Annotated in this window: 16 protein-coding genes; 5 read left to right on the forward strand and 11 right to left on the reverse strand. The window is 50.3% G+C overall.

Annotated elements, in window-relative coordinates:
• Positions 1–19: 19 nt before the first annotated feature.
• Entirely contained in the window at positions 20–460 is a 441-nt protein-coding gene (locus KTO58_RS09225; RefSeq protein ID WP_095839640.1) for a DoxX family membrane protein, read from the reverse strand.
• Between the two features lie 91 nt (positions 461–551).
• Complete coding sequence (gene pdxR, locus KTO58_RS09230; protein ID WP_095839639.1) at positions 552–2,036, reverse strand: MocR-like pyridoxine biosynthesis transcription factor PdxR; 1,485 nt, start codon at positions 2,034–2,036, stop codon at positions 552–554.
• Positions 2,037–2,492: 456 nt separating this feature from the next.
• On the opposite strand from pdxR, the gene KTO58_RS09235 reads away from it, so the two are divergent.
• Together KTO58_RS09235 and KTO58_RS09240 are read left to right on the forward strand one after the other, a co-directional pair.
• On the forward strand, positions 2,493–3,395 hold the full coding sequence (locus KTO58_RS09235; protein WP_095839638.1) for an OmpA/MotB family protein: 903 nt from the start codon (positions 2,493–2,495) through the stop codon (positions 3,393–3,395).
• 245 nt (positions 3,396–3,640) lie between these two features.
• On the forward strand, positions 3,641–4,027 hold the full coding sequence (locus KTO58_RS09240) for a VOC family protein (protein WP_095839637.1): 387 nt from the start codon (positions 3,641–3,643) through the stop codon (positions 4,025–4,027).
• Between the two features lie 167 nt (positions 4,028–4,194).
• On the opposite strand, the gene KTO58_RS09245 is transcribed toward KTO58_RS09240, so the two are convergent.
• The 9 genes from KTO58_RS09245 to KTO58_RS09285 all read right to left on the reverse strand — a co-directional run bounded on the left by KTO58_RS09245 (position 4,195) and on the right by KTO58_RS09285 (position 14,444).
• Entirely contained in the window at positions 4,195–5,262 is a 1,068-nt protein-coding gene (locus tag KTO58_RS09245; protein ID WP_095839636.1) for a hypothetical protein, read from the reverse strand.
• Between the two features lie 143 nt (positions 5,263–5,405).
• Positions 5,406–6,038: a peptidylprolyl isomerase gene (locus KTO58_RS09250; RefSeq protein ID WP_095839635.1), complete on the reverse strand. Its 633-nt coding sequence runs from the start codon at positions 6,036–6,038 to the stop codon at positions 5,406–5,408.
• Positions 6,039–6,362: 324 nt separating this feature from the next.
• Positions 6,363–9,482, reverse strand: coding sequence for an efflux RND transporter permease subunit (locus KTO58_RS09255; protein ID WP_095839634.1), 3,120 nt, complete (start codon positions 9,480–9,482; stop codon positions 6,363–6,365).
• 11 nt (positions 9,483–9,493) lie between these two features.
• Complete coding sequence (locus KTO58_RS09260) at positions 9,494–10,552, reverse strand: efflux RND transporter periplasmic adaptor subunit (protein WP_095839633.1); 1,059 nt, start codon at positions 10,550–10,552, stop codon at positions 9,494–9,496.
• A gap of 1 nt (position 10,553) precedes the next feature.
• Positions 10,554–11,882 (reverse strand): TolC family protein, encoded by a 1,329-nt coding sequence (locus KTO58_RS09265; protein ID WP_095839632.1) that lies wholly within the window; start codon positions 11,880–11,882, stop codon positions 10,554–10,556.
• Complete coding sequence (locus KTO58_RS09270; RefSeq protein WP_225860162.1) at positions 11,879–12,028, reverse strand: hypothetical protein; 150 nt, start codon at positions 12,026–12,028, stop codon at positions 11,879–11,881. The genes KTO58_RS09265 and KTO58_RS09270 overlap by 4 nt, the downstream gene beginning before the upstream one ends.
• Positions 12,013–12,771: a LytR/AlgR family response regulator transcription factor gene (locus KTO58_RS09275; RefSeq protein WP_095839631.1), complete on the reverse strand. Its 759-nt coding sequence runs from the start codon at positions 12,769–12,771 to the stop codon at positions 12,013–12,015. The genes KTO58_RS09270 and KTO58_RS09275 overlap by 16 nt, the downstream gene beginning before the upstream one ends.
• Positions 12,768–13,790, reverse strand: a complete 1,023-nt coding sequence (locus KTO58_RS09280; RefSeq protein ID WP_095839630.1) for a sensor histidine kinase — start codon at positions 13,788–13,790, stop codon at positions 12,768–12,770. The genes KTO58_RS09275 and KTO58_RS09280 overlap by 4 nt, the downstream gene beginning before the upstream one ends.
• Positions 13,791–14,009: 219 nt before the next feature.
• Complete coding sequence (locus tag KTO58_RS09285) at positions 14,010–14,444, reverse strand: PaaI family thioesterase (protein WP_095839629.1); 435 nt, start codon at positions 14,442–14,444, stop codon at positions 14,010–14,012.
• 136 nt (positions 14,445–14,580) lie between these two features.
• Here KTO58_RS09285 and KTO58_RS09290 point away from each other — a divergent pair, with 136 nt between their 5' ends.
• Genes KTO58_RS09290 through KTO58_RS09300 form a run of 3 tightly spaced genes read left to right on the forward strand, consistent with a single transcriptional unit; the run spans position 14,581 to position 20,025 of the window.
• A complete protein-coding gene (locus KTO58_RS09290; protein ID WP_095839628.1) occupies positions 14,581–15,315 on the forward strand; it encodes an ImuA family protein in 735 nt (244 codons plus the stop codon).
• A gap of 1 nt (position 15,316) precedes the next feature.
• Complete coding sequence (locus KTO58_RS09295; RefSeq protein ID WP_095839627.1) at positions 15,317–16,819, forward strand: Y-family DNA polymerase; 1,503 nt, start codon at positions 15,317–15,319, stop codon at positions 16,817–16,819.
• Positions 16,820–16,842: 23 nt separating this feature from the next.
• A complete protein-coding gene (locus tag KTO58_RS09300; protein WP_095839626.1) occupies positions 16,843–20,025 on the forward strand; it encodes an error-prone DNA polymerase in 3,183 nt (1,060 codons plus the stop codon).
• Positions 20,026–20,122 lie beyond the last annotated feature (97 nt).

A 20,122-nucleotide genomic window follows, 5' to 3' on the forward strand; every position in this document is an offset into this window, starting at 1 on the left:
GTATTATTTTTTGCGTGGATTATTTGGTGGTGATGTAATCGTCAATGCTCCATTTGAAGCGATAGACATTAGATAATAGTAAGCCGGCGCCGGTGAAGACGAATACGGGATATTTAAAGGGCGCTGCTATTCCGAGGGATATGATCATAAAGACGGCGAATGTGCCGGTGATGAGAGCGGCGCCTGTAGCCATCCATTTTGTTTTAAAGCCCAGTATGAGGCCGATGCCGATGATGATTTCTGCGGTGGTGGCGAGGAGTGCTAATATATCTGCCAGTGATTTGCCGAGGAATGGCATGAGGCTGTGGTTGTAGGCGAGGAAATGTGGCCAGTCGCCCCATGCTACATTGCCGGAGCCGGGGGCACCCATCCATCCGATCCTGTCCATTACGGGCAGGAGAAATCCCACTCCTAGTGCTAGGCGAGCTATTAGTTGAGCGTATGTCACGTTGTCTTTCATGTATTCATATTTGTTTCCACAAATTTAGTAACTCAGAAAGGTGGTGGCAGGTACCAGATGGGGGTAGGTGGGATAGGCCAGTTGTTGTTTGTTATCTGGAATACTGTGTGATGGCCTGTTTGATGGTAAGTAAGGCTTTGCGTAATTCCTGTTCGTTGAGGGATGCGAAGCCGAATCGGAAGCCATTGTGGTGGCTGTTGTTGCCGCTATGATAGGCGCTACCCTGGAGGTATACGCCATGGGCGGCAGTATATCGGAAGATCTGTTCGAGGGGGTATTCTTTTTTGAATGAGAGCCAGAGGGCCATGCCCCCCTGTGGGCGGGTGCAGGAGACGGCATCGCTGAGCAGTTCCTGTACGAGATGTATGGCCAGGTCGAGCCGGGCGGCGTATATTTTTTGGGTGCGTTTGATATGGCGGGCGAGTTCGCCGTCGTGGATCATATCGGAGAGGGCGGCTTCCATGAGGGTATCTCCTCTGAGGTCTACCAGTTTTTTGTAGATGACGGCCTGTTTGATAAATTCTTTACCGGCTACCAGGTAGCCTATACGGAGGGAGGGGGCGAGTAGTTTGGTAAAGGAGCCGATGTAGACGATACGGCCTTCGTGGCCGGTGCTGGCGAGGGGCAGTATGGGGCTGTGCTGGTAGTGGAAGTCGTAGTCATAATCATCTTCGATGACCCATAGCTGGTATTGTTTGATGAGTGCCAGCAGTTTTTGTCTTCTGGCGGCGCTCATGGTAACGGTGGTAGGGTGATGGTGATGAGGGATGACGTATAGTAATTTGAAGGTGGCAGTGGTGAGGAGTTGTTCGAGCTGATCGACGTCCATGCCATTGTTGTCGACGGGTACCCGGTGGATGGAGGCCCCTCTTTTGCGGAACATTTCGTCGGCCATGAAATAATTGGGATCGGTGGTGATGACGGCATCGCCTGGTTGGAGGAGGAGGGCGGCGGCGATGTATATGGCCATTTGGGCGCCCCGTGCGATCAGCAGGTGATCGGCGGTGATATTGAGGCCTCTGGTTTGGTTGAGGAATTGGGCGGCGTTATGTTTGAGGGATTCGAGTCCACCGAGGTCGGGTTGTTGTTCCAGGAGGTTGAGGCCTGGGTCAGCGAGTAGTTTGTAGTATACTTTCATGAAGTAGGAGAAGGGGGCCATTCTGACGTCGGGGAAGCCATCGTTGACGATGACGGATTGGTCATTGTACTGGCGATGTGTGGGGATGGTGGTTTTCATGGCTTCCTGGAAGCGGGTATCGGGAGTGAGCGGATCGTGGGCATAGTTATTTTTGGGTTGGAAGGAGCGCGGTTTGGTGAGGGGGAGTTCGGGGACTACCTGGAATCCTTTGCGTGGGAGGGATTGGAGCCAGCCTTGGGCGATCAGTTCGTCGTACGCTTTGATGACGGTGTTGCGATGTACCTGTAGTGTGCCGGCCAACTCGCGGGTACCCGGGAGGAATGCGCCAGTAGTTATTCTGCCTTGCCGGATGAGTGCGATAAGCTGGTCAGCGATCTGCAGATATATGGGAGTGGCATCACCCGGTATGATAGTAATGAGTGTCAGATAAGGCAGCATGGTATACGGTGCATTTATCCGGCAAAAGTACTTTTTTAATAGAATTCTAATACTGGCAGGGGTTTCGGGGTATTTTACTGAAAGAAATGTTAAACATTGTCCTATCTGGTGTGTTAGGGTATAATTAAGTAGCACGGAAAAAGTTAAATCTTTATTTTCGCCTGCGATTTCCTATTAACCTGTGCGTACCGGTATTAAGGTGACCTATACACGGGACTTACGCGTACCCACCAACGAATTTTGCCAATGATATTGTGTTTAATGTGGGCGATGTAATGATTCATAGATGTGGAATGACTAGTAAAAAGGGACAAACAACTTCAGATAGATCTGGCAACGGGACAATAATAATTTAAGGCATAGATAATCAGTTACTTGCAGGACTGGCATAGCCTTTGTTCGTATTAGGCTGTTGTGGGATCAGGTGAAATAATTTTCATATTAAACATTAAATTCATGAGGACACCGGTTTTATTATCAACGCTACTGATGGTAGCCGTATTAGGTGAAAGCTGTGTAAGTAACAAGAAGTTTAGCGAATTGCAGACGAGCTATAATGAGCTTCGCAACCAGAACAGAGATCTGGATGGCAGGTACCAGGTATCCCAGCGTGAGCTATCGGGAGCTACTACCCGTGTAAAGAGCCTGGAAGAGCAAATCGAGGCACAACGTACGAGTGTAGCTGCGCTACAGGCTGCGTTGGATAAATGTCTCAATTCCAGCAGCCAGGGTAATACCAACATTTCCAAATTGGTAGATGAGATCAATTCTGCCAACAATTATATCAAACACCTTGTAAACACCAAAAATACTAGCGATTCGCTGAATATGGTGCTGACCAACAACCTGACACGTTCTTTGAGCCGTGAGGAATCGAAGGATGTGGATGTACAGGTGTTGAAAGGTGTGGTATATATCTCTTTATCTGACAAGATGCTGTATAAGTCTGGTAGCTATGAGATCTCTCCTGTAGCTGGTACTACGCTCAGCAAGATCGCGAAGATCATTAAGGACTACAAGGATTATGATGTGTTGATCGAGGGTAATACGGACAATGTGCCTATTTCCCAGACGAACATCCGTAATAACTGGGACTTGAGTGCGCTGCGTGCTTCTTCGGTGGTACAGGCATTACAGAACACTTATGGTGTAGAGCCTAAGCGTCTGACAGCAGGTGGTAGAGGGGAGTATAACCCGATTGCTCCTAATGACAGCGATGCTGGTAAATCCAGGAACAGACGTACGCAGATCATTATTACACCTAAGCTGGATCAGTTTATGGAGTTGATCGAGAAGGCACCCGAGAAAGCAACAGATGCACCGGCTACGCCTGTAACTAATCCTGCTTCACAGCAGTAACAACCAGTGATTAAATAAGGCATTTTAAAGAGGCTATCTCAATATTTTTGAGATGGCCTCTTTTTTGTGTGGTGACCTGGTGTGAAGGATGGCTGAAATGCCCTCGAAAATCGCACAAATGGCCACCCTGTGTTATAGGTTCGTGGCTTACTTTTGAAACTGATATCCACGCTCTATTGGATTGCTTATGCCGTTAGTGATTCAGGGTATCTACAACAAGGCATTCACTATAAAACCATTAGTTTATGAAAACAAAAAAAATCTGGGCGAATTTCAGTGTACAGGATTTAGCACGTACCACTAAATTCTACCAGCAACTTGGCTTTAAGCACAATGGGGCATCGGATCAATTGACCAGTTTCTTCTTTGGCGACGAAGACTTTATCATTCATTTCTTTTTAAGGGATGTACTGGAGCCGGCTATGATGGGTCCTATCATTGATACCAAGGCAGGCAATGAAATTATCTTTACTCTTTCTGCGGATACGAAGGAAGAGGTGGATAGTTGGGAGAAGGAGATAGCGGCAGCAGGAGGGACTATTGTTTCGAAGCCGGAAGCGTTTGGCGAGGGGTATTACGGTTTTGTGTTTGCTGATCCTGACGGTCACAAGTTCAATGTGTTCAAGCGATAATGTTGTTATGTCCGGGTGGGTGAGACATTAGGTTAGTACAAGTGCAGGTGCTTTTATGCGAATAAAAAGAGGGTGTACCCATTACTTGGCCTGCCCCCAAAAAGTTAGACACTTTTTGGGGGCAGGCCATACTGTTGGGACACCTTCTTTTTTATTTGAAATGATTATTATTTCTTCACGTATTCTCTGATGCCTTTCAGTCGTTCATTCATATAGAGCTTATTATTTTCGATCCTCATACGGATTACTTCAAAGTCGAATTCTCCGTTAATGCCGTTGCCATCGTAGACGAGGGTCATTAACTGGGTGGAGGTATTGTAAGACCAGCCGAATACCTCTTTACTGCCGTCGTTGTTTTCTACATAGACGAGGTTGTCGCAGGTAGACTTGTTATAATCCAGGTTTTTTCTTTTTACCAGGTATTCGCTTGAGCCCTGTCCGCCAGCGCCAAACGTGGTTTCGTTTTTAACATCGTGGTATTCTCCCAGGTAGTATTTTTTTGCACCTGGTATATTAGTTTCTGAGAAATTCAGTTGGTTGTTTACGCAAACGAGGTAACCGCTGTCTACACGATCTACCATGGCAGGTTTCCATTCCAGATTGGTGGAATCGTCTTTATACCGGCTAGGTATCCAGGTGGCTTGGAAGGCAGTGTTGGCGGAGCCTCCACCGGCAGCGATGGTTGCGATGGCGATGGTTACTTTGTTGCTCACTTGTTTCTGTGCGTTATAGATAGCCAGTTCTACTTTGAAGGTATCTTTTGTGATGTCTTCGGGTAGTTTGATCACGACAACGGAGTCGGCATATGCATCGCGGGCAATGCCATTGTGTTTAGTCGGTGCTTGTCTGCCGTTGAGTGGTTTGGAAAAATCGATGTCGAAGTAGCTATCGGCTCCTACTATTTTGACGTAGGCACCTTTGGGAGCTGTGGGGTTTTGTCCATCAGGGACGTTCAGTATCAGTGGCAGGACGGCGTACCTGCCGGAGATGGCCGGGATGACATCTTTGTAGTTGGTGGTACTTAATACCGGTGCGCCAGCGCCGGATGCGTCCGGGAATGCGCCATTGACTAAGGAGCCATGGTATACTTTTACGGCGGCGGTCAGTGCTTTCGGATCTTTTACGTTTACGGTTTTAGGAGCTGGATCGGGGCCTGGTGCGTCGTTTTTAGAATTTTTGGAACAGGCGAATAGAAAGCCGGTGGCTACAGTCAAGTACAGAATTGTCTTTTTCATGAGTATAGAATTGAATATATACTTTTTTAGTATATTCGATAAAGATAATGCATATAAGTAAAGTTTATAGTATTATAGAGAATATTTTTTATGACATGTAAAGTTGGGCAGCAGGTAAATGTGTCTTTACACGGTATGTTTATTTACAAGATAATTACGCTGAAGGGCACTTGTTTGAGCGGGTATTCTTTGTTGTCTGTCGGGAGTTGGTTGATCTTTTCTATTACTTGGTATCCGGTGGTAATTTCGCCGAAGATGGTATAGCGGCCATCGAGGGAGGGGAGTCCGCCATTGGTTTTGTAGAAGGTTCTGTGGCTGGCGGGGATTTTTATATGTTTTTGTTGTTCGAGGGAGTCGAGTTGTGTTTCGGTGTATTTTCTGCCGATGACGAAATAGATCTGATCGAGGAAGGAAGCCTGTTGGGGGTTGTCATCTCTGCCGGCGCCGAGGGTTCCTTTTTTATGGAAGATATCGGGGTTGAATTCGCCCGGTAGTCTTGGGATGGTGCGTTCGGGGTGTTGTTTTTGTTGCAGGACGACGGTATCGTCGTGTACGCCACCTTGTACTACGAAATCTTTTACGATGCGATTGAATAGGGCGCCGGTGTAGGTGCCTTTTTTAATTTCGGCGAGGAACATGTCGCGGTGTTTGGGCGTCTGGTCGTAGAGGGTGACGATGAAGCTACCGTAGTAGGTATTGAATTTGACTTTTGTGGATTGGGCATGGATGGATGCGACGGATAGGAGTAGGAGGCAAAGCAGGCTGTATTTTTTCATTATATCAGATGTATTAGTTAGGTAAGATACTATCTTTTGGGTATTTGGAAGGCGGTCGTAGGGGCGGGATGGTTATAGGAATGATATACGAATGATATACAAATGTAAAGGGAGACGTGGACGTGAAAGTTAGAACCGCTATGGGCGTGAGTTTCCAGTTACTATTTAACATAATAAAAATGCTAATTATTGATTTTCAGCCATTTGCAATGATGTAAAAATGAAAAAGGGCCGGAGTATGATTACTCCAGCCGCTCTTCTTAAACCTACAACTGTCAAGCTGTGGAATGTATGTGTACTGTTTGGATATTGAAGACGAGGGAATTATGGGGTTAAGGCCGGATGAATGGCTTGAGGCGGATGTTTGCGGACCTTAGCCAGTATGTTGTCTACGATAAGGTACATGGCAGGTACTACGAATAAGGTGAGCAGCATGGAGCTGATGAGACCGCCGATGATGACCCAAGCCATTCCGCTTTTGACTTCGGAGCCTGCGCCGGCGGCGATGGCGATGGGTAGCATGCCCAGTATCATAGCCAATGTGGTCATGAGGATGGGTCTCAGGCGTTCTTCACCCGCTTCTATGAGGGCATCGCGGACGGATTTGCCAGCGGTTTTTTGCTGGTTGGTGAAGTCGACAATGAGGATGGCGTTTTTGGCAACGAGGCCTAGCAGCATGATCATGCCTATGATAGAGAATATATTGAGTGTTTCCATGCTTAGGGCGAGTGCCAGCAGGGCGCCGATGAGTGCGACTGGTATGGAGAAGAGTACTACGAACGGGTATACGGCATTTTCGTATAGGGCCACCATGATGAGGTATACCAGTAGGATGGCGGTGAGGAATGCTAAGCCGAGGCTGCCGAATGCATCGGATTGGTTTTTGACATCGCCGAGGTATTCGACGGATAGTCCCGGAGGTAAGGTGATGGATTTTACTTTTTGTTGTATTTCTGCTGCGACGACGCCGACGGGGCGTCCTATTACTTCGGCGCTGACGGTGATGGCATCCATTCGGTCGTTGCGTTGGAGTACGCTTTCGCCGAGGCCTTGGCGTATATCGGCGAATTGACTGAGTACGAATGCCTGGCCCTGGTTGTTGGTGAAAGTGAGGTTGCTGACATCGCTGGGGCGGGAGCGGTCGTGGTTATCGAGGCTGATCAAGATATCGTATTCGTTACCATTCTCTTTGTATTTGCTATCCTTGTTGCCATTGAAAGCCTGTTGTAAGGCGGCACCTACCTGGGAGGCGTTGAGGCCGAGGCGGGTCATTTTGTCTCTGTTTAGCAATACTTCTACCTGTTGTTTCTGGTCTTTTACGGACAGTTCTACGAACCGGGCGCCTGGAACGTTGGCGATGCTGTCTTTATAGGCCTGTGCTATTTTTCTGATGGCATTGATATCGTTTCCTTTTACGGCGATCTGGATGGGCGCTGCTGCTTGTCCGCTGATGGAGGCGATGCCTGTGCTGACTTTTACGCCCGGCAGGCGGCTGCTTAGTTGTTGTTGTATTTGGAGGCCCCATTCTTCGGAGGAGCGGGTGCGATGTTTTTTATCGACGAGGGTGACGGTGATTTCGGACTGGTTGTTATTGTTGCCGGCACGAGCGACGCCACCGCCGACGAAGCCTATGTTGGATGATACTTTTACGACTTCGGGTTGTGCCATGATGAACTTTTCTGCCTGTTGTGCGATGAGGCTGGTGCGGTAGATGGTGGTGGCGGGGTCCATTTCCAGTTTTACGACGAGTTCGCCCTGGTCGCCACCGGGGATGAAGGCGGCGCCTATGCATCCGAAGCCGATGAGGAGGAATGAACCGAGCAGGAGTACGAGTACGCCGGAGAGGAGCCAACGTTTTTTATGGAGTACTTTGGCCAGTAGTCGGCCATAGTCTTTTCTGAGGGTGTCGATGAAGTGTTCGAATCCTGTGTTGATGCGTCCCCACCAGGTTCTTTTGTGTAGTGTTGCTACTTTGCCGAAGCGGCTTGCCAGCATGGGGGTGACGGTGAAGGATACGAACAGGCTCATGAGGGTAGATATGACGACGACGAGGGAGAATTCTTTGAGGATGGCGCCGATGATGCCACCGCTTAGTGCCAGCGGGAGGAATACTACGACATCTACGAGGGTGATGGCGAGTGCGGTGAATCCGATTTCGCTGCGGCCTTCTATGGCTGCTTTGACGCGATCGCTGCCCATTTCCATGTGGCGGTATATATTTTCCAGTACTACGATGGAGTCGTCGACGAGAATACCTACTACCAGGGACATGGCCATCAGGGTCATGAGGTTGAGTGAAAAGTCCATGAGGTACATGCCGATGAAGGTGGGGATAATGGAGCAGGGGAGGGCCACCATGACGAACATGGCGCTACGCAGGCTATGCAGGAACGCCAACATAACGATACCGACGATGAGGATGGCCAATCCCAAGTCTTCCATTACTGCATTGGCGGATGCCAGTGTGTATGTACTTTGATCGGAGCATATGGTGAATTGTATTTTGCTGGATGCGTATTGCTGTTCGATCTTTTCGAAACTTTTTTTTACGAGCCGGCTGACGTTGACGGCGTTGGCATCGGTTTGTTTGATCACTTCGATACCGATGGCGGGGAGGCCATTGATATGATTGATGGCGGTGGTTTTGGCGGTGCCATCGGCGACGTCGGCGATATCTCTGAGGTATATGTTGCCTCCCTCATCATTATGAAATACGATGGTATTTCTGAGTTGTTCGATGGAGTTGAAGTTGGCGTTGTATTGTATGGTGAGTTGTTGTTTATTGTTTTCGATGCTACCGGCGGGAAAGGACTGGTTGGCGTTGGCGATGGCCTGTGTCACCTGTGCGATGCTGAGGTGATATCCCAGCATTTTACGTTGGTCGATATTGACTTTTATTTGCCGTTCTTCGCCGCCGATGATATTGACTTGTCCTACGCCTGCGACATTTTGCAGGATAGGTTGGAGTTGGAGGTCGATGAGATCATATAGTTGGCGGGATGAGAGGCCGGCGGTGACGGCGGCGCGGATGACGGGTGTTTCGTCGAGGTTTACTTTGCTGACGTTGGGACGTTCGATATTATCGGGCAGTTCATTTTCTGACTGGTCGGCTTTACGTTGGATGTCGCGTTCTGCTTTATCGACGTCGGCGCTGGCCTTCAGTTGTACGACGATGCTGGATACTCCTTCCTGGGAGGTGGAGGATATTTGGTCGAGGCCTTCTATGGAGGCGAATGCATCTTCCAGTTTTTTGGTAACGGAGAGCTGGACTTCTGCGGCGGAGGCACCCGGGTAGATGGTGGTAACGGTGACGGCATTTACCTTGATCCTGGGCAGCAGGTTATAGTTCAGGCTGAAGTAGCTTTGTATACCGAAAAGGATCAACACTGTAAAGATCACGATGATCAGTAAAGGTCTTTTGATGGCTATCTCTGCAATGTTCATGTTCCTTCTTTTTATTTAGCGATGTTAACGGCGGTGCCTTCTTTCAGGTTGATCTGTCCGGAGGTGACTACGGTGTCGCCGGCGGAGAGGCCGTTGCGTATTTCTATCTGTCCATTCATTTCGAGGCCTGTTTTGACCTGTCTGCGTACGGCCTGTTGTTGCTGCACTACGTAAACGGATGCCTGTTGTATGCTTTCTGTCAGGGCTTCCCTTGGGATGACGAGTATATCGTGGCCGGCGGAGTAGACAAAGTCGACGTTGACGAATGTGCCTGCTCTCAGCATGTTCCTGCCGGTGTTAGTGATGGTCACTTCTACTAGGTAATTATGGGTGGCATCGGCCTGGGGGCTGATGAAAGAGATATTGCCATCGTAGGTAACATCGGGGTATACATCGGCGGTGATGCTGACATGGTTGCCGGTTTTGATCTTGTATACTTCTGTTTCGGTGAGGTTGACCTGTGCTTTTACTTTTGACAAGTTGACGACGGTGGCCAGTTCGGCGCCGCTGTTGACATACGCGCCCTGTTCTACTGCTTTGGCGGCGATGATGCCGTTCAGCGGGGACTGTATGGTGGCGTCGTTTATCTGCCGGCGTAGTCTGTCGGCCTGGTTTAGTTCGGCGAGGTATTGTTGTCTGATCTCGTTCACTTTTTCCTGAGTGGCGGCGTGGCCTTTGAGGAGGTCGGTGTAGGTATCGAGGTCATTTTTCAGTTTGGTGATATTAGTTGTTGCTTTTTGCAGGTCTATGTTGAGCAGGCGGGTATCGAGTAGTGCGAGTGTCTGGCCCTGTTGTACGGCGTCGCCCAGTTCGAACGGTAATCTGAGGAGTAGGCCGCTGGTGGTGGCCAGTACTTTTACTGTTTTGAAGGGGGACAGGCTACCGGTTTTACGGAAGCTGATATTACCCGGTACTGACTTTACGACGGTTACGCTAACGGGGACCCGGATATTGGTATTGAGTACTGGTTTATTCTTTTCATTCAGCTGTTTTTTATTGGAAAGCAGTTTCCAGCTGATGAGCAGGATGATGCCGGCTATTATTGCTATGGTAATATATCTGCGTTTCATATTAATGAGGAAGTTGGGAATAATATGTTTTGAGTGTACCGTTTGCTTTTTCCAGGTCGATCCGGGAGAGGTAGGTATTATAGAGGGCGTTGAGCAGGTTGTTCTGTGCTTCTTTGAGTGAATATTGTGCGTTGAGCCAGTCAGTGAGGCTGGTAGCACCTTTTTGCAGTTGCAGGTCGACGGTGGTGAATACGGACTGTGCGAGCGATACGTTACGGCGATCGTTGTCGAGTGTGCTTTGTGCTTTGATGAGTTTAGTGCGGTTATTTTCGAATTCCAGGCGGAATTTGTCTTCATGGAGTTTGACCTGTTCCAGGGCGTTATGGTATTTATACCTGGCCTGGTCGTATTGTGCATTTCGTTTGAGTCCATCGAGGATGGGGATGCTCAGGCGTATGCCGACGCTGGAGAAGGAGGACATGCCCCGGAACGATTCGCTGAGGTTGTCACCGAAGCCCAGGCCGCCGTATTTGGCGTAGGCGCTGAGTTTGGGGAGCCCTGTTGCTCTGATGCGCCGCTGGTCTATTTCCAGGAGTTTGGCGTTGACGATGTCGAGTTGATAGTCGGTGCGGTTGGTGACGGTGAACGGTGTTTGTTCGGCTGTGCCGCCGTTGTTATTATTCACTGTACTATCTACTATGATTGACTTATTGAGGTCGTATCCCATTTCATTTTTGAGCTGGTTGAATGCCAGTGCGAGATTGGATTCTGCGACGGACACCTGTGAGAGGGTGTTGTTGTAGTTGACCGTTACTTTGTTCAGGTCTGTTTGGAGGGTAACGCCTTTATCTACCTGCAGTTGTGCGATATTTATCTGTTGGCGGTAGTTGGCCAAGTTTTCCCCGAGGTAGGTGAGTTGCTGGCGATATACCTGTATCTGGTAGTAGGCGGTACTGATGTTATAGATGATTGTTTCGTCGCTTTGTTGTTTATTGAGCGAGGCTTGTTCTTTATTATACCTGTTGGCTTTCATGCCACTGATGAGGGATTGATCGTAGATGGTCTGATCGAGCTGGATGGCGGCGTTGGTATTGAACTGTTTAGTGAAGGCTACCTTGATGTCTTTATCGCCGAAGAGGCCGGCGGGGATGACGGATTCCTGTACTTTGATATTGTTATCGATGCCGCCATCTACGTTGATGGCGGGGAGGTATCCGGCACGGGCTTCTCTGGTCTGTGCGTTGGCCAGTTGTATATTGTTTGTATGGATGATGTTGTTACGATGATGTTGTAGGCCGTAAGTGATGCAATCTTTCAGGCTATATGTCTGTTGAGCGGCAGTGGCAGCCGGTATCAGCAGCAGTAGCAGCTGGCAAAAGGATCTATTCATTTTTCATTCAATATTCTCAGCGATGACAATAACGGCACGAAATTACCGGAATGCGAAAGCGCTGCCTGGGAATTCTGAGTGAATGGTACAAAGAGTAAGGTGAAGATGACAAAACCGGCGATGAAGTGAACTATTGTTCCATCCATTTGAGGAAGGAAGCGGATTTGATTTTGCTGACGATGATGTCTTCGGGTGTTTCGCCGGTTATTTTGATGAAGAGGCGGCGGTTGAAGTAGTGTTCTACGCTTTCGATGGTTTCGCGGTTGATGATGAATTGGCGGTTGGCTTTGAAGAACTGCCAGGGGTTGAGGAGTGTTTCGAGTTGGTCCATGGTGTATTGGGTAGTATAGCGGTGTCCGTAGGTGGTGTGGAGGTGTACGAGGCCGTTGGCGGCGTGGATGAAGTTGATATCGATGGTTTTGATGGGGATGATCTTGTCTTTGAAGTAGACGAGCAGGGACTTTTTATAGCCTGCATCGAGCATGCCGGCGATCCTGTTCATGTTGTGTTGATTGGCGGTGCTGTCGAACAGGCCTTTGAGGCGTTGGTATTTGTGGAGGCTTTGTTCCAGCATGTTTTCGTCTATGGGTTTGAGGAGGTAGTCAATGCTGTTGATTTCGAAGGCGCGGATGGCGTATTCATCGAAGGCGGTGCAGAAGATGACAGGTACGTTAACGGCGGCATCGCGGTAGATGTCGAAGCTGAGGCCGTCGCCCAGTTGTATGTCGGAGAAGATGAGGTCGGGATGTGGGTTTACGGCGAGCCATTGCCGGGCTGCGGATACGGAATGGAGGAGGGCGATGACCTGGAGGTCTTTGTCTACATTTTCGATCAGACCTTTGAGTTCTTTGGCTGTTTTGATCTCATCTTCTATGATCAATATTTTCATTTTAGAAAAAGTGGTAAGGTGACAGTAAAATGTTGTTCGTCTTTATGTACGAGGATGGCTTTGCCTCCCATGAGTTCGTATCGGTCTTTGATATTCTGTAGTCCTTTGCCGGTGCTGTCTTCGACGTACATTTTAGGCTGGAATCCATTTTCGATGATGAGTGCGGGTGTGTTGTCTGTGAAGATGCGGATGTAGAGTGGTTGTTCGGGCGAAATGGTGTTGTGTTTGAGGGCATTCTCTACCAGTAGTTGCAGGGATAGCGGGGGTATGTGGTTGTTGTAATATTGTTCGGGGATATCGATGGTAATATGTAAGGCCTCTTCGTAGCGTTCCTGGAGGATATAGAGGTAGGAGCGGAGGAAGGTGAGTTCGTCTTTGATGCTGGCGAGGTGGTGTTCATTAAAGTTGAGCAAGTAACGGTATACGTTGGCCAGCTGGATAATGTAGGTTTTGGTACCGCTATCGGGTGCGATTGTTTTGAGAGTACTGAGTGAATTGAACAGGAAATGCGGGCTGAGTTGTTGTTGAAGGGAGAGCAGTTGTGCTCTGAGTTTGGCTTGTTGTAAGCGTTCATTTTCGAGCCTGGACCTTTGCAGGATGATGTTGGTATATATGCTATGGACGATGGCATAAATGATCATGCAGAGCAGGGAGATGCGGGAGAACCAGATGATGACATCCTGTGCGGAGGAGAAAGCATTGGGTTTGTTATCGGGATCTGCACCTGATATGATGAGCAGGTAGCTGATCATTTCACCTGCGACGGCAGACAGGAGTATGGCGAGTATGATCTTTACGGGCTGTTTGATGTTGCCGAGGCGGTGGGAGATGATATAGTATTGGATGAGCCAGCAAGGGATGATGAGGAGGAATGTGTTGACCAGCATGTTGGCCAGGTAGGGGATGTTATTCCACTGGAGCTTGTTGACCTGGGAGAGAAGGCCTATGATAAAAAATATGAGTGACAGGAAGATAGCCCATTTGAGCTGATAAGCCTTGAACATAATCAAATCTAGCATTAATCAGGTAAGTGTTTGGGAACAGGCTAATGAAGTGGACAAAAGGAGCGATGAAAGGGACAATACCTGACATCAATTGTTGGGACAGTTTAATAAGGATAAGGCAAAAGTATTAAATTCAGCTCTTATAGCTAAGTGTATTTTATGACAGCTTTGGGTTATCCTATTCCGGAGGGGGGATATTTAAGACGCAAGGTTTTGTGAAGCGGGTATAGTTATTTAGCGTAATGGTGTCTTAATGACATTTGAATATCCTTTTGCCAGTAGTTTTTCTTTGTTGTTATTCCAGACTTCGCATTGGAGGTTAATGATTTGTTTCCCTTTTTTTACGATGCTGGTTACGGCGATGATGGTATCGCCTTCTCTGGCGCTGGCGAAGTAGTCGATCACATTGTTGAGGGTGCTGTAGAAGTGATCTGTTTCAGAATTGAGAGTATAGAGTGTTGCGCCCATAATATCGTCGATGATGGCCGCTGTTACGCCTCCGTGGAGGGTACCAGCGGGGTTTGTCATTTCATGGCGAACGGTGTATTGGAATTCGAGTTGTCCTTCTGTTGCGGAGAGTACGGTAGGATGTAGCCATCGCATAAAGGGGGAGGGGGAGTCGGTAAATACTTTGCCTATAAAGGTCTGCAGGTGCTGTAGTCTTTCCATGCTATGGAGGTTTTATTGCCGGTACGAATTTACTTACCAGAAAGTAAGTACACAAATGTGGGTAAAAATTACCCCGAGAAGCTAATATAATTAGTAGTTTTGCTAAATAAATTAGTTTTAAGTTATTAATACTGTCATGATTCGGGGTCAGCGAGCGGAGATAATTGCGCAATTGCAGCAGGACATCCTTTTATTACAAGGGTTTAAGCCAGTTGCGGCAACTACTGTGCAGGTGGGGTTGGGGATGATGGCGGATGCTTTTCCGAACGGGGTGTTTCCTACGGGAGCTATTCATGAGATGATTGGAGGGAGTGCGGAGGAGGTGGCGGCTACGACGGGATTTATAGGAGGGATATTGGGGGCGATGATGGAGCGGGGAGGGGCATGTTTGTGGATAGGGAGGACGGAGTGTGTTTTTCCGCCGGCGTTTGCGATGTATGGTATTGCGCCGGAGCGTATGATCTTTATACGTTTGGAGCGGGATAAGGATATTTTGTGGGCGATGGAGGAGGCGTTGCAATGTGAGGGATTGGTGGCGGTGGTGGGGGAGATACGGGAGGTGAGTTTTACGGTATCGAGGCGTTTGCAGCTGGCGGTGGAGCGGAGTCATGTGACGGGATTTGTGCTGCGTTACCGGCCGCGCAGGCTGGAGGCGACGGCATGTGTGGCTCGTTGGCAGGTGCGGCCGCAGGCGAGTATATCGGAGGGGGATTTGCCCGGGGTGGGATATCCTTGTTGGGAGGTGTCGTTGCTGAAGGTGCGGAATGGGCGTACGGGGGTATGGAAGATCGGGTGGTCGGCAGGTCGTTTTTGTGCAGCGGATACGGTTGTGCCGGCGATATCGCCGGTGCGGTGGCGTAATATAGGATAGTATGCAGGTGCGTTATGCAGTGATATGGTTCCGGCATTTGGTGACGGATTGGTTTATACGCCGCAGGCCTGCCTTGCGGCCGGAGGCGTTTGTGTTGACGACGGCATCGCATGGGCGGCAGGTGGTGACGGCGGCGAGTGAGCAGGCGGAGGGGCAAGGAGTGAGTGTGGGGATGGTGTTGGCGGATGCGCGGGCGATCGTACCGTTGTTGCAGCGATTTGATGATCCTGCGGGGGTGCGGGAGCGGTTACTGCAGGGCTTGGGAGCGTGGTGTATGCAATATACGCCGGTGGTGGGAGTGGGCTTGCCGGACGGGTTGTGTCTGGATATTACGGGTTGTGCGCATTTGTGGGGAGGGGAGCGGGCTTATCTGGACCATATGATGGGCAGGTTGCAGCAATTAGGGTATGATGTGGCGGTGGGGGTAGCGGATACGATTGGTACGGCGTGGGCGGTAGCTCATTATGGGGGTACTGGTCAGATTGTGGCTCCGGGGGAGCAGCGGGCGGTATTGTCCGGATTGCCAGCGGCGGCATTACGCCTGGAGGCTGGCATAGCGGAGCGATTGCTGAAGTTGGGGTTAATGCGTATCGGGCATATTATTGACATGCAGCGATCGGCGTTGCGGCGTCGTTTTGGGGAGGAGTTGCTGGTGCGGCTGGATCAGGCGGTGGGGTTGGAGCGGGAGGTGATCGTGCCTATAGAGCCGGCGGTGCCGTTTGTAGAGCGGCTGCCTTGCCTGGAGCCTATTGTGACGCGTACGGGTATTGAGATTGCGTTGGAGCGGCTGTTGGAGCTGTTATGTGAGCGGCTCCGGCGGGAGGGTAAAGGTATCCGTGCGGCGGTGTTCAAGGGGTACCGGGTAGATGGGAAGATCGTGGCGGTGGATATTGGTACGAGCCGACCTTCTCGGCAGGTGAAACATTTATATAAGTTATTTGCGCTCAAGTTGTCGTTGATCGCGCCGGCGTTGGGGATAGAGCTTTTCCTGCTGGAGGCTACGCATGTGGCGGCATTGAGTCCGGAGCAGGAGGTGTTGTGGAGTACGCGGCAGGGGTTGGCGGATGAGCGGCTGGCGCGGTTGCTGGAACGGTTGGCCGGTAAGATGGGGCCAGGGGTGGTACATCGTTATTTACCTGCGGAGCATCATTGGCCGGAGCGATCTGTGCGGGTGGCGGAGGGGTTGGAGGAGCAGCCGGCTATTGCCTGGCGAACAGACCGGCCGCGGCCGGTAAGGCTGCTGGCGACGCCGGAGCCGATTGTGGTGGCGGCCCCTATTCCTGATTATCCGCCTATGCATTTCCGTTATAAGGAGCGGGTGCATGTGGTGAAAAAGGCGGATGGCCCGGAGCGTATAGAGCGGGAGTGGTGGCTGGATGGGGGGCAGCACCGGGATTATTATACGGTAGAAGATGAAGAAGGGCAGCGTTATTGGATATTCCGGCTGGGGCATTATGATGCCGAGCGGACCTATGGCTGGTTCATACATGGTTTTTTTGCCTGAGTGTTATTGTAAAAAGGGGGCGTATGTATTACACAGAGTTACAGGTGACCAGTAATTTTTCTTTTTTACGGGGGGCTTCTCACCCGGAGGAATTGGTAGAGCAGGCGGCGGCCTATGGTTATAAGGAGATCGCCATTACTGATCATAATACGCTGGCAGGTATTGTGCGGGCGCATACGGCGGCGAAGGCCAGCGGTATCCGTATTATTGTAGGATGCCAGCTAAACCTGCTGGATGGACCGTCGTTGCTGGCTTATCCTACGAACAAGGATGCTTACAGCCGGCTTTCTGCTTTATTGACGCAAGGTAATCTGCGGGCAGAGAAAGGAGATTGTCATCTTTATGCGGCGGATGTATTTGCGCATAGTGCCGGTATGAAATTTATTGTGCTCCCTCCTGCCGGTTTAAATATTCACTTTGACTATAACGAAGATTTTAAGGTAGCGCTGCGCGGGTACCGGCAGGCATTGGGCTCATCGTTGTACCTGGCGGCGAAGCGGAGTTACCAAGGGGATGATCTGAAGCGATTATACCGGTTGGATCAGTTGTCTGTACAGCTGGATATTCCATTGGTGGCGGTTAACGATGTGCATTACCACCATCCTGAGCGGCGGCAGTTGCAGGATGTGCTGACTTGTGTGCGGGAGAAGTGTACGATTTATACTGCTGGTTTTTTGCTGCATGAGAATGCGGAGCGTTATCTGAAGCCGGTGGCGGAGATGACGCGGTTGTTCCGGCAGTATCCGGCGGCGATCCGTCATACGCAGGAGATCGTGGCAGCCTGTACATTCTCGCTGGATAGTCTGGAGTATGTGTATCCGGAGGAGTTAACGACGGAGGGGAGGACCCCGCAGGAGGAGCTGACGATGCTGGCCTGGGAGGGGGCGAAGGAGCGGTTTCCGGAGGGGATACCGGAGAAGGCGATTGACAATATCAACTATGAATTGCGGTTTATTAAGGAGATGCACTATGCGCCTTATTTTTTGACGGTTCATGACATTGTCCGTTTTGCGCGGGGGCAGGGTATTCTTTGTCAGGGGCGGGGTTCTGCGGCTAATTCGACGGTTTGTTATTGTCTGGGGATTACGTCGGTGAATCCGGCTAAGTTCGACCTGTTATTTGAGCGTTTTATTTCTTCTGCGCGGAATGAGCCACCGGATATTGATGTTGATTTTGAGCATGAGCGGCGGGAGGAGGTGATTCAGTATATCTACAATAAGTATGGTCGTGACAGGGCGGCTATTGTGGCTACGGTGACGCAGCAGCGGGAGAAGGGGGCGATCCGTGATGTAGGAAAGGCGATGGGCTTGTCGGTGGATATGATCAATTACTTGGCGGCTAATGAGTGGGAAGTGCATCCGGCGGATGCTCACCTGGCGAAGGTGCTGGAGCTGACGGACCTGATGATTGGTTTTCCGCGGCAATTGGGGCAGCATACGGGTGGTTTTGTGATCACGCAGGGTAAGTTGTCTGACCTATGCCCGATATTGAATGCGCGGATGGAGAACAGGACCTGTATTGAATGGAACAAGGATGATATTGATGCTTTAGGGTTTATGAAGATAGATGTGTTGGCGTTGGGGATGCTGACCTGTGTCCGGAAGGCTTTTGACCTGACCAGGCAGCATCATGGGGAGGATTGGACGCTGGCTACTATTCCGGAGGATGATCCTAAGGTATATGCGATGATCAGTGAAGCAGATACGATTGGGGTGTTCCAGGTCGAGAGCCGTGCGCAGCAGTCGATGTTGCCTAGGTTGCGTCCTAAAAAATTCTATGACCTGGTGATAGAGGTGGCGATCGTGCGGCCGGGGCCTATACAGGGGGATATGGTGCATCCGTATCTGCGGAGAAGGGATGGGATAGAAAATGTGGAATATCCTTCGAAGGAGTTAGAGGAGATATTGAAGAAGACATTGGGGGTGCCTTTATTCCAGGAGCAGGCGATGCGGATCGCGATCGTGGCGGCGGGATTTACGCCGGCGGAGGCAGATGAGCTGCGGCGTAGTATGGCTACTTTTAAAAGTCATGGGCAGGTAACGAAATTTGAAAAGAAGCTGGTGGATGGGATGGTGGGCAATGGGTATGAGGAGGCATTTGCGCGGCGGGTATTCAAGCAGCTGGAGGGGTTTGGCAGTTATGGTTTTCCGGAGAGTCATGCGGCCAGTTTTGCTTTGCTGGTATATGTGTCTTCCTGGCTGAAATGTTATCATCCGGATGTATTTGCCTGTGCGTTGCTGAACAGTATGCCGATGGGCTTTTACCAGCCGGCGCAGATCGTGATCGATGCGCAGAAACACGGGGTGGAAGTGCGGCCGGTGGATGTAAACTATTCGTACTGGGATAATACTTTGGAGGAGAAGGTAGGGGATCATTGTGCATTGCGGCTGGGATTCCGGCAGGTGAAAGGGGTGAGGGAGGAGGACATGCAGTTGCTGCTTGCCGGGCGGGGTGCGGGTTATTGCAGTATTCAGCAGATACGGGATGCTGGTGTGGAGGAGGCGGTGCTGGAGCGGCTGGCGAATGCGGATGCTTTCCGTTCGGTGCGTATGGACCGGCGGCAGGCTTTGTGGGAGACGGTGGCATTGCAGGATGTACCTACGGGGCTTTTTGCGGGGCAGCCTTCTAACAGCGAGGTGGAGGCGCCGGCGGTATTACCTGAGATGACGGCAGGTGAGCATGTGATCCATGATTATGCGACTACGTCGCTTTCGCTGAAGGCGCATCCGGTAAGTTTTGTGCGGGAGCAATTGCGATTGCTCCATACCGTTACTGCGGAGGAGCTTATTACGATGGCAGACGGTATGCCAGTGAAGATTGCCGGCCTGGTACTCGTACGGCAGCGGCCTGGCACGGCCAGCGGAGTTTGTTTTATTACGATAGAGGATGAAACGGGTACTGCCAACCTGGTAGTGTTTCAGCAATTGTTCAGTAAGTACCGGAAGGAGATCGTACGGGCGAAATTATTGATGGTAGATGGGACGTTACAGCGGGAGGGGACGGTGATACATGTGGTGGTACAGCGTTGTTATAATGTGTCGCGGTTATTGCGGCAGCTGACGGCTCCGGCCGAGGTGGCTAACCGGGATGTAGCACCTGTAGCCGGCGATCCCGGGCACCAGGTGTATACGCCTTCGCCGCAGGGAGCGGCGGCATTGAATAGCCGGCAGGAGGAGATATTCCCTGAAGCCAGGAATTTTAAATAACATACAGCCGCTGCTGTTAGGTTGCTGTGGAGTGTCATTATTTTCAATGAAACAACCATTATCATGAAAACAATCACCGGCAAGATGAAATTATCCC

The sequence above is a fragment of the Chitinophaga pendula genome (genome assembly GCF_020386615.1).
GTDB lineage: Bacteria > Bacteroidota > Bacteroidia > Chitinophagales > Chitinophagaceae > Chitinophaga > Chitinophaga pendula.

Bases quoted from the DNA above. Each gene is read 5' to 3' on its own strand.
- KTO58_RS09225 (WP_095839640.1), bottom strand. From the start codon at position 460: ATGAAAGACAACGTGACATACGCTCAACTAATAGCTCGCCTAGCACTA.
- pdxR (WP_095839639.1), bottom strand. From the start codon at position 2,036: ATGCTGCCTTATCTGACACTCATTACTATCATACCGGGTGATGCCACT.
- KTO58_RS09235 (WP_095839638.1), top strand. From the start codon at position 2,493: ATGAGGACACCGGTTTTATTATCAACGCTACTGATGGTAGCCGTATTA.
- KTO58_RS09240 (WP_095839637.1), top strand. From the start codon at position 3,641: ATGAAAACAAAAAAAATCTGGGCGAATTTCAGTGTACAGGATTTAGCA.
- KTO58_RS09245 (WP_095839636.1), bottom strand. From the start codon at position 5,262: ATGAAAAAGACAATTCTGTACTTGACTGTAGCCACCGGCTTTCTATTC.
- KTO58_RS09250 (WP_095839635.1), bottom strand. From the start codon at position 6,038: ATGAAAAAATACAGCCTGCTTTGCCTCCTACTCCTATCCGTCGCATCC.
- KTO58_RS09255 (WP_095839634.1), bottom strand. From the start codon at position 9,482: ATGAACATTGCAGAGATAGCCATCAAAAGACCTTTACTGATCATCGTG.
- KTO58_RS09260 (WP_095839633.1), bottom strand. From the start codon at position 10,552: ATGAAACGCAGATATATTACCATAGCAATAATAGCCGGCATCATCCTG.
- KTO58_RS09265 (WP_095839632.1), bottom strand. From the start codon at position 11,882: ATGAATAGATCCTTTTGCCAGCTGCTACTGCTGCTGATACCGGCTGCC.
- KTO58_RS09270 (WP_225860162.1), bottom strand. From the start codon at position 12,028: ATGGATGGAACAATAGTTCACTTCATCGCCGGTTTTGTCATCTTCACC.
- KTO58_RS09275 (WP_095839631.1), bottom strand. From the start codon at position 12,771: ATGAAAATATTGATCATAGAAGATGAGATCAAAACAGCCAAAGAACTC.
- KTO58_RS09280 (WP_095839630.1), bottom strand. From the start codon at position 13,790: ATGCTAGATTTGATTATGTTCAAGGCTTATCAGCTCAAATGGGCTATC.
- KTO58_RS09285 (WP_095839629.1), bottom strand. From the start codon at position 14,444: ATGGAAAGACTACAGCACCTGCAGACCTTTATAGGCAAAGTATTTACC.
- KTO58_RS09290 (WP_095839628.1), top strand. From the start codon at position 14,581: ATGATTCGGGGTCAGCGAGCGGAGATAATTGCGCAATTGCAGCAGGAC.
- KTO58_RS09295 (WP_095839627.1), top strand. From the start codon at position 15,317: ATGCAGGTGCGTTATGCAGTGATATGGTTCCGGCATTTGGTGACGGAT.
- KTO58_RS09300 (WP_095839626.1), top strand. From the start codon at position 16,843: ATGTATTACACAGAGTTACAGGTGACCAGTAATTTTTCTTTTTTACGG.